The organism is Streptomyces sp. YIM 98790 (genome assembly GCF_011421595.1).
In the GTDB taxonomy this organism is placed as follows: domain Bacteria; phylum Actinomycetota; class Actinomycetes; order Streptomycetales; family Streptomycetaceae; genus Streptomyces.
In genome coordinates this window covers 1-13,047 of the sequence record NZ_WTLH01000006.1, presented here as the reverse complement: position 1 = coordinate 13,047, position 13,047 = coordinate 1, and the positions used below count along the sequence as shown (strand labels likewise).

Genomic DNA, 13,047 nt, shown 5'->3' with positions numbered 1-13,047 from the left:
GTCCGGGGTGTGGTCGTCGGGGGCAGTCCCACCAGTTCCGTACCGGCGAACGAAACTGGCGCGCGGTACGACTCGCGTGGTCGCGCGGCGGATGCCGTGGGTTGCTTGCTGGTCGGCGCGGGGCCGGGCCTGGGCGGGGGCTGAGGGTGTGCGGGGTGTCGTGGCCCCGGGGCATCGTCGTCACCTCCCCCTTCCGGGTCGTCCGAGTCGGGTGGCGTCGCCGCCGAGCTGGGTGTCGACGGCGAGCTGCACCATCTGCACCAGGAGCCGGGACATCTGGGTGCCGTCCGGCCGCATCACCAGCTGCGGCGCCGCGGCGGCCCCGGCGCCGGCCGGGGTCATCGCGGCGTGCGCGGGCAGCCCAGGCACGGCTGCGTCGGCCGCCATCCCGGCGGCGTCCCGGATGCCGGGCAGCCCGTCGCGGATGCCCAGCGCCAGACCCGACGCGACATGCCGCCCGATCTCGTCGCGCATCAGCTTCGAGGGCGAATCGATGCCCAGGAAGCCCTCGATGGGGTCGGGGATCACGGACTTGGCCCACGCGGTGACCTGGCTCTTCAGCCAGCCGCCCATGGACTTGATCCCGTTCCACAAGCCCCGCACGATGTTCAGGCCGGCCGACAGCAGCCAGGTCCCGGCGCCCTTGAAGGCGCCGACGACCCAGTCCTTGATGGCCACGACGCGGTCCCGGATGCCGCGGGCCCTGTCCCGGACGGCTTCGTAGCCCCGGCGCATCATCTCGGCGATCTTGTCCTTCACCCACCGCCAGGCCGCGCCGGTCTTCTCCGTGACGAACCCCCAGGCGGAGGCCACGAGGTTCTTGGCGATCGTGAATCCGGTCTTCAGGATGCGGTGCAGGATGTTCCAGGAGTTGCGGACGAGCCCGACAATGACGTTCCAGGCGCCTTTGCCGATGTTCTTCACGCCCTCCCACATCCGGGACCAGTCCCCGGTGAGCAGCCCCGCGAAGACCTCGAAGACGCCCTTGAGGATCTGGAAGGCGCCGCGGATGATCTGCACCAGGCTGGACCAGTGCTCGCGCAACGCGGCGGTGATCTCGCCGCCCCAGTCGTTCCAGATGTCCCGCACCGCCTGCGTGGCGGTGGTGAACATGCTCTTCATCTCGCCGACTGCGCCGCCGAGCTCGCCCTTGCCCCCGGACCACCACGCGCGGATACCCGACGCGAGGCTCGCCTTGTCGATACCGGCATCCGCGAACGCGGCGGACACCTCGGCCTTCAGGCCGGACAGGCCAGGGAACACCTGGTCGCCGATGAAGTTCACGAGGCCCTGCTGCATCGACCGCTTGAAGGCTTCGACGCGGGTGGCGGCGTTGTCCCGCAACGCGTCGCCGAGGTCCCCGGCGGCGCCCTCCATGTCGCCGAGGGCTTGGGTGGCCTTGTCGACGTCCAGGGCGAAGATCCCGGCCCCGAGGTCTTCGCCCGGGCCGCCGAACAGCTCCTGAATGGCCGTGGCACGCTCGGTCGACTTCGGCATCTCCCGCAGCGCGTCGAGCACGTCTCGCAGGGCGCCGCGTGCGGACTCGCCTCCGGCGGCGACGGCCGCGCCCATCTCCTCGCCGCTCAGTCCGAGGTTGGCGAAGGCGTCGTTCACGGCCTCGGTGCCGGTGACCGCGCGGAGAGTGAACTCCTTGACGGTGTCACCGATCTTGTCGGTGTTGTGGATGCCGGCTTCCATGCCCTGCCGTATGAGCCCGAAGGCGGTGGCGGCGTCGATGCCGGCGAGCTGGAACTGTGTGGAGTACTCGGTGACGGTCTCCAGCAGGTCACCGGCGCGGGTGTCGGTGCCGTCAAGGCCCTTGGCGATCGCGTCGAGGGCTTCGGTGGCGTCTCCGGCCATGTTGTTGCGCATGAGCTGGCCGACGGCGGTCGCGGTCTCGCCGAGGTCGAACTGGAAGGCGTCGGCGACGTCGGCAACGCCGGTCGCGATGGTTTTCAGTTGGGCGTCGGTGGCGCCGGTCGGGAGGAGCCCGTTCGCCATGACGCCGCGGATGGCGTCGGCCGCGCCCTGGAAGTCGGCGGTGATGGCGTCGGCGTAGAGCTGTCCGGCGATGCGGCCGTAGCGCTGGGCCTGTTCCGGGGTGGCGCCGAGCTGGGCGTCGAGCCGGGCGGTGATGCGGTCCTGCTGGAGGTAGTCGTTGAAGCCCTTGGCCAGCAGGGCGCCGGCGGCAAGCCCGAGCCCGGCGAGGCCGCCCTTGAACGCCTGCCCGAAGGTGCCGGCCGCGCCCCGCCCGGCCTGGTCCATGGGGGCGTCGGCGCCGCGTTCGATGTCCTGGGCGACGTCTTGGCCGATGTCGCGTCCGGCGTCGGACAGTTCCCGCCGCAGCTCCTGTTCGATCTCCTGCCCGATGTCGGTGCCGACGCCGTCGGTGGCGCGCTCCAGATCGGTGGCGATGTTGCGTCCGGCATCGCGTCCGGCGTCGGACAGTTCGGCGCGCATGGTGTCGGTGACGGTGTCGCCGATGCCTGCGAGTTCGCCGCGAAGCTGCTGCTGCACCTCGCGGCCGAAGCCGCGCATGCTGGGGATGAGCCGGACGAACGCGCTGCCCACTTCTTCGGCCATGCCGCGCTTCCTCTCCTTGTCGTGCTGGTGGGGGAGGCGGCGCGGATCGCCTCACGGGTGGGGGTGGGCTCAGGCGGCGGGTGCCTCGGTGGCTCCGGCGTCGGTCTCTTCCGGGGCCAGTTCGATCAGGGCCCGGGGGGGTGTCGTCCGGGCGCGGGTCGCGTTGTGGCGCATGACCTTGTCGTTGTAGGCGTCGACCAGGCGGGGAAGCTGTGCGGACTCGTCCGGCTTGGGCACGGCGGCGAACGCCTGGGATACCCACAGGTTGTCGATGCTGGCACCGGTCATGAGGGTGCGCAGTTCCCGCCACTCGGTGAAGTGCTGCCCGGCCTCGGGGTTGGCGGCGGCGGCCCACCTCTCGACGGTGGGCCACTGGGAGTCGTCGACGGCGGCGGCCAGCACCGCGCGGACGGTGGTGGCATCGCCGTAGCGCTCGGCGTCCTCCAACATGGTCAGGCGCTGTTCCGCATCGGCGGCGCGGGCGGCGTCCAGGGCGGTCCGCCACGCGGCGAGCAGCACCTGACGGTCGGCCGCCGAGGCGTCAGCGGGAATGTCGGGCCGGATGGGGAGCTGCTGCTCCAGCCACGAGAGCCGGGCCTGCCGGCGGCCGGTGAGGTCCCGGTAGTGGCCGCGCATCTCGGCGACGGTGGACCGCCACGCCTTGTTGATGGCGCGGGCCCGGTCCAGTTCGGTGACGTTGCCCTGCACGCGGATGCGGGCCACGGCGTCGAGGTAGGCCGCGCGGGTGGTGCGGGCGGCGTGCACCGCGGGGTCGTCCTTGGGGTGGGGCAGGGGCGGGGGTGTGGCCATCAGGCTGCGTCCTTCCGTGTGGCTTGCAGGTGGTCGGCGTCGGTGGTGTGCCAGGCGCCCCGGGCCGCGGGCCGGATACCGGAGGCGGCGGCGAGGCGCCTGGCGTGCCGGTCGCTCACGCCGAGCCGGGCGGCGAGTTCGGCCGTGGTGACAAGCGGCTGTTCGCAGGCTGCCTGATCGGCGGCGGGTGTCCGGCTGTCCGGTCCGGCGGCGGACATGTGGGCGTGTGCGGCGGCCCGCAGCGCGTCCAGGGCGGCGGCGATGTCGGGGCGGAGCTGCCCGCCGTCGGCCCGGTGGCGCCCCAGTTCCCGCCGCAGGATCTGCCACAGGGGGAAGCAGGCCGGGCCGGGGATGTAGGCGCCGCCGGGAAGGAACGCGGCCGTGCCGCCCGGGCGGCCGGTCACCGCCCGGCCTGCCCGGCTTCGAGGTCGTTCACCACCGTCTCGGCGAGGCCGGCCTCCCGCAGCACCGCGGCCATGCCGCCCACGGCCCGCAGCAGCACCCACGGGTGTTCGGAGGGGGGCAGCGTCAGGACGGCGCGGGCCATGGCCTCGTCCTGCCCGCGCAGGGCGGCGAGCACGATGCGCTCGGCGGCGGCGTCGCGGTCGAACGCGGCCAGGGCGGGGGCGGCCTTGCGGCGGCGCTTACTGCTCATCGGTGGTTCTCCTGTCGTTGTGTCGTGCGAGTCGCTGGCGGCGGCGTGCGTCCAGCCCGTAGGCGCGCGCCGCGGCCAGCTCGGCGCGCTCCCGGGCCCGCCGCTCCCGCCGGGCCGCCGCGGCGGCGATCCGGGCCGCCACGGCGGCGCGCTTCAGCTTCGGCGGCTCCGGGCGCGCGGGCTCGTCAACGACCTCGGCGTCGAGGATGTCTGTCTGGCCCGGGTCAACCGACGTGTGCGGCTCGTCGCGCACCGGGCGGGACGCGCTGTACGTCTTGCCGTCCGTGCCGGTGGTGGTCGAGGTGTTCATTTCTGAACACCTGCCGAGATCGCCAGCGACGGACCCGACACTTGCCCCCGTCGCCGAGGCGATGGCTCGGACGCTCAGCCCGCTCTCGCGAAGCGACGAGACAACTTCCTGCCGCTCCTCGCGCGGGAGCCGGAGGCGCGTCTGGCCGAACTCGGCGGTGCCGAGCTGGAGGCCGCCTCCCTTGCGCCGGTCTGGAAGCGGGATCACGCGGCGCTCCGGCAGTTCTCGGCGTGGGCGGTCTTGGGGCACCCGCAGGCGGCGCAGTAGCCCTCCGGACCGACCGGTCCGGCCGCTACTTTCAGTGACGGACTTCCGTTCATAGGCGCCATAGGCGCCATAGGCGCCAACTCCTGAGGGCTGGCGCCTATGGCACCTATGGCGTCCTCCCGGGCATCTATGGCGTTGCCGGTCACTTTCAGTGACCACACCCATTCCTTGCCGAAGCCCGCTCGCTGGGACGTGACACCGGCTTTGCTGCGCGCCCGCTGAAGGGTCCGCTTGGCGATGCCGTCCTTCTCGGCGGCCTTCAGCACCTCGCCGGCCGTGGCTTCTCCACCGTGGTCGGTGAGGTAGCCGATCAGCCACTGCCGGGCCTCTTCGCGCTCGCTCGCCGCGTCGGGGTCAGCCGGGGCGCTGAGGGTGTCCTCAACGGTGCGTTCCGAGATGCCGGTGAAGACGATCCGGCCGACGTTGGCGGCGCCGCGGCGCGTGGGCACGTCGCACCCCTCGATCATGTAGCCGAGCGAGGGCAGGTCGAGGCGCCCCAGGCTGTTCTTCGTCTGGGTCATCACCTGTTCGTCGGTCTCCCGGTCCCGGGCGAACGCCAGCACCGCGCGGGCCAGATCCTTGAAGGCCCCGGAGCCGGAGATGAGCTGCGAGGGGTCGGTGCCGGCGGCCTTGTTGAAGTGGGCGATGCCCAGGGTCAGAGCGCGGGTCCGCTCCGCCATGCGCACCAGCGGCTCGAGGGCCTGGCGCACATCCTGGGTGCGGTGGGCGTCGGTGGTCTTGCCCAGGGTGGACATCAGCGGGTCCACGATCAGCGCGGCAACGTCATGCTCCGCGATGGCCTGTTCGATCAGTGCGACATCGAGAGGCAGGCTGATCATCGTCTCTCCGCGCAGCACGTCCTCGACGTCGATGCGGAACACGCGGTCGAGGTCTGCCCCGGCCGCGATCAGCCGCGGGACCAGCGTGCGGGACCAGGAGTCCTCAACGGCCGCGTAGAAGACGTTCCTGGGCTGGCCGTAGAAAGTGCCCGGGAGTTCCCCACGGGAGAGGCGAGCGGCCAGCCAGATACCGAAGCTCGACTTCCCGGTGCCTTCCCGGCCGGCGGCCAGCGTCAGCGCCCCGGCGGGGATGCGGCCCTGCCCGAGTTCCGGCTCCCAGGCCCAGATCACGGGCTCTGGCTCGATGGCCGAAGCCGGGGTGAGCTTCAGCCGCCGCGTCGGCGGTTCCGGCTGCTCCGGCTCGGTGCCGATGATGCCGGCCACGGTCGGGTCGTTGCTCACGCCGCGCTCCGTTCCTGGTTGATCTCGCGCCCGGGAAGGTCGACCTGGGCGCCGTTGATGCAGTGGCGCCACCAGCCGGGCCGGCCGGGAATCTGGACGGGCCAGCCGGGCGTGGCCACGACCGGGCGCGGCGCCCGGAGCGCGGCGGCCGCGCGGGCGGCCTGCGCGGCCCGGATGGCATCGAGGCGGGCGGACAGCGGCCGGCCGTCGCCGCCCGGGCGGCGTGCGGCGCGCTGGGCCTCGGCGGGTGCGTCGCCCATCGCGTCCCAGAAGGCGGCGGTGTCGCCGGACATGAGGGCGGCCTGCGCTTCGGTGTGGCGCCGCCATGCCTCGGCGGCGGTGATGACGGCGGCGGCGCGGCGCGGGTCCTCCCGCCCCAGGCGAAGCCATGCGGCGGTGCCGTAGTCGGGCACGGTGATGCCGTCGGGCTGGCCGCGCAGCAACTCGGTCACGCGGGCGGTGGCCCACGCCTCGGCGGCCTGCCCGGCGGTCACGGTGTCGTCGTTCATGCCGCCTCCCGCCGGGTGAAGCGGTGGCGGATCTCCCAGAGCTGCCAGCCGCCGGCCGCGCACCGCCGGACCTCGGCGCGGATCTCCCGCAGGGTGAGGCCGTAGGGGTTGGCGGCCAGCAGCTCCCGCGCGCTGGGGGCGCCGGGGGGTAGGCTGTGGTCAGTCCCACCGCCCGCAGCGAGGACTCTCAGACGGCCGCCGGTTCGCCCCCGGCGGCCGTCGCCGTTCGTGGTCAAGCCGCCGCACCCCCAGCCGTCACCGTCTGCGCCTTCAGCCACGCCTCGATGGCGCTGCGGCGGTACTTGATCCGGCCGGCCTTCCCCGGGGTGGTCTTGATGTAGTCGGGCCCGCTCCCCATCCATCGCCAGTTGGCGAGCGTCTGCGGGCTGAACCCGTAGTCAGCGTGGACCTGCTTCGGGGACAGAAGTTCATCGGTCACAGTCAAACCTTTCCACCAAGCAATGCATATCTGCATTGACTCATGCTAGAGTTTGGGTGTGACCAAGACACTAACACCCCGTTGGGGCTCAGCGAACCTGGTTCCGCCTCATAGGCTGTGGCGCATGACCGAAGAGCAGCGGCGTCGTGGCCCGGCAGCCACGCAAGTAGAGGCGACTGGGCAGACCGTGCGGCAGAACGTGGCCCGTCTGCGGAAGGTCCGCGACATGACCACGTACCAGATGGCCCAGCGCATGGCTGAAGTTGGCCGACCGATCCCGCAATCGGGTATCTCGCGCATCGAGTCGGGAGCACGCAGGGTCGACGTTGACGACCTGATGGCGCTTGCCGTGGTGCTGAACGTGTCGCCCTCAGCGCTGCTGCTGCCGCTGGATGACAACCCGGCCCACGCCGTGGCGGTCACCGGTGCCGGTGATGTCCCGGCCGATGTTGCATGGGCGTGGCTGAGTAACGAGCGGCCTCTGCATCTCCCGGAGGGCGACACCCGGACGGCGATGTGGGAGTACCAGCTCTACAGCCTCCCGCCCGGGCGACGGACGCCGAAGGGCGTCTACCTGGAGGGGGAGCGAAGCCCCGAGGAACTGGCACGACAGCGCCGGGTGCATGAGCGGCTGGCCGCCATGGGTCCGGCTGAGACTTCGCAGCAGCGGCTTGAAGAGATGAAGCGGTTCGACCCTGAGGCGTGGCGGGAGGCGGACGATGGCTAGGGTCTGGATTGAGGACCGGGCGAAGCACGCCGATTACCTGGCCGCGGTGGAGAAGGCGAAGGCCAGCCGGCGGGAGCCGCCGGGCCGGTGGCGGGTCCGCTGGTACGACCCGGACAACAAGCCGAGGGCGAAGACGTTCGCGCGGAAACCGCCGGCTGAGGCGTTCCGGGATGAGCTGCTGCGCCGCCTGGGGGACGGCTCCTACCGTGACCCGGCCGCCGGCAGGGTGACGCTGGAGAAGGTGGCGGAGGAGTGGTTCGCCGCCCAGGCGCACCTGAAGCGCTCTTCCCGGGCCCGCTACCGCCGGGCACTCGACGCCTACGTGCTGCCGAAGTGGGGCAGCACCCCGGTCGACCGCATCCGGCACGAGGACATCGCCGAGTGGATCGGGCACCTGTCGACCGCGGCCGGCCTCGGCGGCAAGCCGCTGGGCGCCTCGGTGATCCGCGGCCTGCACCGGGTGCTGTACATGGCCCTGGCGTGGGCGGTGCGGACCGGGCGGATAGCGGCGAACCCGGCCGCGAAGGTGCCGCTTCCCCGGCGCGGCCTGTCGGATCACGTCTACCTCACCCACAACCAGGTGGAGGCCCTGGCCGCGGCGGCGGGGAAGTTCCGGCCGCTGGTGCTGCTGCTGGCGTACACCGGTCTGCGATTCGGGGAAGCCTCGGCGCTGAAGGTGGGCCGGGTGGACCTGGCCGCCCGGCGGGCGCACGTGGTGACCGCATTCGCCGAGGAGAACGGGGAGGTGTACGAGGACACCCCCAAGGATCACGAGCGGCGCGCGGTGCCCCTGCCGGCCTTCCTGGTCGCCGAGCTGAAGCCGGTCATCGACGGGCGCGGCGCGGAGGAGCTGCTGTTCCCCGCGCCGCGCAAGGGCCCGCTGCGGGCCCACAACTTCCGCTCCCGGGAGTTCGCCGCCGCGGTGAAGGCGGCCGGGCTGGGGGACCTGGGGGTGACGCCGCACAAGCTGCGGCACACTGCCGCCTCCCTGGCGATCGCGGCGGGGGCGGACGTGAAGGTCGTACAGACGATGCTCGGGCACGCCTCGGCGACGATGACGCTGGACGTGTACGGGCACCTGTTCCCGGACCGGCTGGACGAAGTCGCGGACGCGCTGGACGCCCAGCGCACGGCCGCCCGGAAGCCCAAGCCGGACGAGGGGGAGGAGCAGAACGCGGGCGGCGCGGCTGAGCCGTCCGGCTGATGTGTACAAAATGCGTACTGCCCGCCTCCGGCATCCGGGGCGAGCAGTGGCGATCTGGCCTGTGACCAGCGTTCTTCGGTTGTGTCGTGCGCGCTCGGCAGGATTCGAACCTGCAACCTTCTGATCCGTAGTCAGATGCTCTATCCGTTAAGCTACGAGCGCCTACGGCCCGTGGCCGGGCCGCCGTGTGGTGCGGGGACCACATTACAGTACGGCGGCGCCACGGATGAAATCCATTCTGGATAGCCGCNGGCAGGATTCGAACCTGCAACCTTCTGATCCGTAGTCAGATGCTCTATCCGTTAAGCTACGAGCGCCTACGGCCCGTGGCCGGGCCGCCGTGTGGTGCGGGGACCACATTACAGTACGGCGGCGCCACGGATGAAATCCATTCTGGATAGCCGCTCTGACCTGCGCAAACGCAAGGATCTCGGAGTCGTGGCGGCCGGCGGCCCGCGGGGCCGGCGCGGCCGGCCGCATACCGGTGTCGAACCGTCGGCCAGGTGTTCCCATACCGCGTACCCCTACGTTCTCGCTCAGCCGGTGCAGCGGACGCCGCCTACCGAGGAGGAACGGCATGGCCGAGGAGACGAACCCGGAGCCCGCCGAGAACGAGGNACGCCGCCTACCGAGGAGGAACGGCATGGCCGAGGAGACGAACCCGGAGCCCGCCGAGAACGAGGCCGAGGCCGAGGAGATCGAGGTCGTCGCGCACAGCGAGGACCAGGAGGAAGAGGCCGGCTGCGTCATCAACAACAGCGAAGCACTCCACTGACACCAGACGCCCAGTCACAGACCGGAGGGAACAGCATGTCCGAGAACACCAACCCGGAGCCCACCGAGACCGAGGCCGAGGAGATCGAGGTCGTCGCGCACGGCGAGGACCAGGAGGACGAGGCGGGCTGCATCGTCAACAACAGCGAGGCGATGCAGCAGTGACCCGGCACGCCGGGCCGGCCCGCTGAGCGGGCCGGCCCGGCCCCGGCCCCAGCCGGTCCTCGGCCGGGGCCGGGGCCCGCGGCCAACCCCCGCCAGCCCCAAGGGAGCGCCCAGTGACCTCCGTCGTCCGACCGACACAGCGCCGGTACCCGCACGCGGTCCGGCAGGACATCGCCGAAGAACTCCACGGGCTCCGCATCCGCGACCCGTACCGCTGGCTGGAGGACGCCGAGGCCCCCGAGACGCTCCGCTGGAGCGCCGAACAGGAGGCCCTGTACGCGGCGGAGCGGGCCACCTGGCCCGGCCTGGACCGGTGGCAGGAGGAGATCACGGCGCTCACCGACCTGGACCGCGTGTCGCCGCCCAAGGTCCGCGGCGACCGGGTGTTCTGGCTGCGGCAGGACGCCGGCCAGGAACATCCGGTGCTCGTGGTGGCCGGGGCCGGGGCGGGCGGCCCGGGCCAGGAGCGGGTGCTGCTGGACCCCTCCGCGCTCGACCCGACCGGGCGGACCGTGCTCGACGCCTGGCAGCCCTCCCTGGAGGGCGACCTGCTGGCCTACCAGGTCTCCCGGAACGGCACCGAGGACTCGCTGCTCCGGGTGATCGACGTGGAAACCGGCCGGCTCCTCGACGGGCCGGTGGACCGGGTGCGGAAGACGTCGATCGGCTGGCTGCCCGGAGGCACGGCCTTCTACTACATCAGACGCCTGGACCCGCGGCTGCACCCCGGCGAGGAGCGCTACCACCGCCGGGTCTGCCTGCACCGGGTCGGCACCCCGCCCGACGAGGACGCCGTCGTCTTCGGCGAAGGGCGGGACCGGACCCAGTTCTACAGCGTGTCGGTGACCGCGGACGGCCGCTGGCTCGCCGTCACGGCCACGCTCGGCACCGGCCCCGGCACCGACCTCTATGTCGCCGACCTCTCCGCCGGCCCCCCGGACCGCCCGCTGCTGCGCCCGGTCCAGGAAGGCAGGGGAGCCGCCACCCGGCTGCACGCCGTCCCGGACACCGGTCCGCACGACCCGGTGTGGCTGCGCACCGACCGCGACGCCCCCCGCGGCCGGGTCGTCGCCTGCCGCCCGGCCGACTTCGCCCAGGGCCCCGCCGCCTGGCGCGAGGTGATCCCGGAACGTCCCGACGCGGTGCTGACGCACTTCGTGGTGCTCTCCGGCCCCGAACTGGAGCACCCGCTCGGCCTGGCCGCCTGGACCCGCCACACGGTGGCCGAGCTGACCGTGCACGACCTCACCGAGGGCCGGCAGGTGGCCACCGTCCCGCTGCCCGGCACCGGCGCGGTCGGCGACTTCTCCGCCGGGCCGCACGGAAGCCACGCGGCCTGGTTCTCCTACACCGACTTCACCACCCCGCCGCAGGTGCTCCGCTTCGACGCCAGGACCTGCCGGGTGACGCGCTGGGAGCACGACCGCGGGAACCCCCCGCGGGTCGCCGCGGTCACCCGCCAGATCGCCTTCCCCTCGCGGGACGGGACAACGGTGCGGATGTTCGTGGTCTCCCCCACGGGCCGTCCCGATGTGCCGCGCCCGCTCCTGCTCACCGGGTACGGCGGCTTCGGCCGGACCATGTCGCCCCGGTACCGGGCCCAGTTCCTGGCCTGGGTCAGGGCGGGCGGGATCTTCGCCTGGACGGGGCTGCGCGGCGGCGGCGAGGAGGGCGAGGACTGGCACCGGGCCGGCAGCGGCGCGCACAAGCAGAACACCTTCGACGACTTCGCCGCCGCCGCAGACCACCTGGTCGCGGCGGGCTGGGCCGACCCAGGCCGGATCGCGGCCATCGGCGGCTCGAACGGCGGGCTGCTGGTCGGCGCGGCCCTCACCCAGCATCCCGGGAAGTACGCCGCCGTGGTGTGCATGGCCCCGCTGCTGGACATGGTCCGCTACGAACTGTCCGGGCTGGGCCCGAGCTGGGTGCCGGAGTACGGCAGCGCGCGCGACCCCGCCCAGCTGCGCACACTGCTCGGCTACTCCCCCTATCACCGCGTCACGCCCGGCACCGCATACCCGGCGGTGCTGCTGACCGCCGCGGACGGGGACACCAGGACCGACCCGCTGCACGCGCGCAAGATGTGCGCCGCGCTGCAGCACGCCACGTCCGGCGACGCGCCGGTACTGCTGCGGCTGGAGCGCGGCGTGGGGCACAGCGACCGCGCCCGCTCCCGCGCGCTGGCGATGCAGGCCGAATGCCTCGCCTTCCTCGCCGGGCACGTGGGTCTGGCGGCGCCCGCGTCCCGCGCGCAGCGGTCCGGCCGGGAGGCGCCGTGAGGATTCTGCTCTGCCCGCACAGCGACGGCGGCTATCTCTACCCCGCGCTCGCGCTCGGGCGGGAGCTGCTCCGCCGCGGCCACCGCGTCGGCGTGCTGGGCCGGGCCTCCGCCGCGCCCGTCGCCGCCGAGGCCGGGCTGGAGTTCGCCGCGGCCGAGGACTACGGCGGCCGGCGGGCGTTCTCCGTCACCTGGTGGGGACAGACCGGCCTGGCCCAGTACCGGGCGACCGTGCGCGCCGCCCGGGAGGCGCGGGCCGACCTGCTGGTCACGTCGGTCCTGTGCAACGGCACCCTGCTCGCCGCCGAGGCGCTGGATCTTCCCGTGGTGGTGACCGGGCTCGCGGTCCACCTGTGGGACTACCGGTCGGGCGGCGAGGGTGAGCCGCCGCAGGGCCGGACCCGGGAGAACCGGACCGGCGAGACCCGCCGGCTGTACGAGGCGGTACGGGAACAGGCCGGCCTGGCGGCACGCGGTTCCCGGTGGCGGGACAGCCCGCTGACGGGCGACGCGCTGCTGCTGCGCGGCGCCCCGGCGCTGGAGTACCCCGGCGCCCGGCTGCCCCGGCGGGTGCACCACGTGGGCCCGCTGGCCTGGGAACCGGCACCCGACCCGGCCGAGACCGAGGCGGTCCGCGAGCACCTTGCGCGGTCCGGCAAGCCCGTGGTCTACGTGCACCTGGGCAGGGTCTTCGGCGGCCGGAGCCTGTGGCCCCGGCTCAACGCGGCCTTCACCGGCGGCCCGTTCCAGGCCGTGGTCGAGCAGGGCCGGTCCCCGGACCCGCAGCCGGCACCCGGCGCCGACATCCTGCCGGTGCGCAAGCCGTGGATGGGACCGCTCATCGACCTGGCCGGGCTGGTACTGACCAACAGCACCTCCGCCCCCGTGCTGTCCGCCCTGCTGCGCGGCCGGCCCCTGGCGGTCTCGCCCAACGGCTCCGAACAGCCGCTGCTGGCCGCCGCCTGCGTACGGGCCGGGGTGGCCGTACGGCTGCCGGCGGCCGCGTCGGCGGCCCCGTCGGCGGACTGGGCGGCGCCGCTGGAACCGGCCTGGCGCGACGGCGGCCTGCGGCAGCGCGCCCGGGC

At 73.2% G+C, this 13,047-nt stretch carries 14 protein-coding genes and 2 tRNA genes; 5 read left to right on the top strand and 11 right to left on the bottom strand.

Annotated features, from left to right (window positions below; all coding sequences use genetic code 11):
• Window positions 1-180: 180 nt before the first annotated feature.
• The 9 genes from GQS09_RS02015 to GQS09_RS01975 form a co-directional block, all read right to left on the bottom strand.
• Complete coding sequence (locus GQS09_RS02015; RefSeq protein WP_165984210.1) at window positions 181-2,583, bottom strand: phage tail tape measure protein; 2,403 nt, start codon at window positions 2,581-2,583, stop codon at window positions 181-183.
• 69 nt (window positions 2,584-2,652) lie between these two features.
• On the bottom strand, window positions 2,653-3,393 hold the full coding sequence (locus GQS09_RS02010; protein WP_165984209.1) for a hypothetical protein: 741 nt from the start codon (window positions 3,391-3,393) through the stop codon (window positions 2,653-2,655).
• Window positions 3,393-3,797 (bottom strand): helix-turn-helix domain-containing protein, encoded by a 405-nt coding sequence (locus GQS09_RS02005; protein WP_165984208.1) that lies wholly within the window; start codon window positions 3,795-3,797, stop codon window positions 3,393-3,395. The genes GQS09_RS02010 and GQS09_RS02005 overlap by 1 nt, the downstream gene beginning before the upstream one ends.
• Window positions 3,794-4,048, bottom strand: coding sequence for a hypothetical protein (locus GQS09_RS02000; RefSeq protein WP_165984207.1), 255 nt, complete (start codon window positions 4,046-4,048; stop codon window positions 3,794-3,796). The genes GQS09_RS02005 and GQS09_RS02000 overlap by 4 nt, the downstream gene beginning before the upstream one ends.
• Window positions 4,038-4,358 carry a hypothetical protein gene (locus GQS09_RS01995; protein ID WP_165984206.1) on the bottom strand — a complete coding sequence of 107 codons (321 nt, stop codon included), beginning with the start codon at window positions 4,356-4,358 and terminating at the stop codon, window positions 4,038-4,040. The genes GQS09_RS02000 and GQS09_RS01995 overlap by 11 nt, the downstream gene beginning before the upstream one ends.
• Before the next feature lie 203 nt (window positions 4,359-4,561).
• Complete coding sequence (locus tag GQS09_RS01990; protein ID WP_165984205.1) at window positions 4,562-5,866, bottom strand: AAA family ATPase; 1,305 nt, start codon at window positions 5,864-5,866, stop codon at window positions 4,562-4,564.
• Window positions 5,863-6,375, bottom strand: a complete 513-nt coding sequence (locus GQS09_RS01985) for a hypothetical protein (protein WP_165984204.1) — start codon at window positions 6,373-6,375, stop codon at window positions 5,863-5,865. The genes GQS09_RS01990 and GQS09_RS01985 overlap by 4 nt, the downstream gene beginning before the upstream one ends.
• Complete coding sequence (locus GQS09_RS01980) at window positions 6,372-6,611, bottom strand: hypothetical protein (protein WP_165984203.1); 240 nt, start codon at window positions 6,609-6,611, stop codon at window positions 6,372-6,374. Before GQS09_RS01980 ends, GQS09_RS01985 begins: the two co-directional genes overlap by 4 nt.
• Window positions 6,608-6,814, bottom strand: coding sequence for a helix-turn-helix domain-containing protein (locus tag GQS09_RS01975; RefSeq protein ID WP_313895950.1), 207 nt, complete (start codon window positions 6,812-6,814; stop codon window positions 6,608-6,610). Before GQS09_RS01975 ends, GQS09_RS01980 begins: the two co-directional genes overlap by 4 nt.
• A 124-nt stretch (window positions 6,815-6,938) precedes the next feature.
• On the opposite strand from GQS09_RS01975, the gene GQS09_RS01970 reads away from it, so the two are divergent.
• Both GQS09_RS01970 and GQS09_RS01965 read left to right on the top strand, forming a co-directional pair.
• Entirely contained in the window at window positions 6,939-7,541 is a 603-nt protein-coding gene (locus GQS09_RS01970; RefSeq protein WP_207957363.1) for a helix-turn-helix domain-containing protein, read from the top strand.
• The gene (locus GQS09_RS01965; RefSeq protein WP_165984201.1) at window positions 7,534-8,745 is read left to right on the top strand and encodes a site-specific integrase; all 1,212 of its coding nucleotides are present in this window, start codon (window positions 7,534-7,536) and stop codon (window positions 8,743-8,745) included. Before GQS09_RS01970 ends, GQS09_RS01965 begins: the two co-directional genes overlap by 8 nt.
• A gap of 89 nt (window positions 8,746-8,834) precedes the next feature.
• Here GQS09_RS01965 and GQS09_RS01960 read toward each other — a convergent pair.
• A tRNA-Arg gene (locus GQS09_RS01960) sits at window positions 8,835-8,907 on the bottom strand.
• Window positions 8,908-8,989: 82 nt separating this feature from the next.
• Window positions 8,990-9,063, bottom strand: a tRNA-Arg gene (locus tag GQS09_RS01955).
• A gap of 492 nt (window positions 9,064-9,555) precedes the next feature.
• Here GQS09_RS01955 and GQS09_RS30230 point away from each other — a divergent pair.
• The 3 genes from GQS09_RS30230 to GQS09_RS01940 form a co-directional block, all read left to right on the top strand.
• Window positions 9,556-9,684, top strand: a complete 129-nt coding sequence (locus GQS09_RS30230) for a hypothetical protein (RefSeq protein ID WP_279577685.1) — start codon at window positions 9,556-9,558, stop codon at window positions 9,682-9,684.
• Window positions 9,685-9,797: 113 nt separating this feature from the next.
• On the top strand, window positions 9,798-11,963 hold the full coding sequence (locus GQS09_RS30560; protein WP_165984200.1) for a prolyl oligopeptidase family serine peptidase: 2,166 nt from the start codon (window positions 9,798-9,800) through the stop codon (window positions 11,961-11,963).
• Window positions 11,960-13,047: glycosyltransferase (locus tag GQS09_RS01940; RefSeq protein WP_165984199.1), on the top strand; the 1,088-nt coding region annotated here is incomplete at its 3' end. The genes GQS09_RS30560 and GQS09_RS01940, both read left to right, overlap by 4 nt.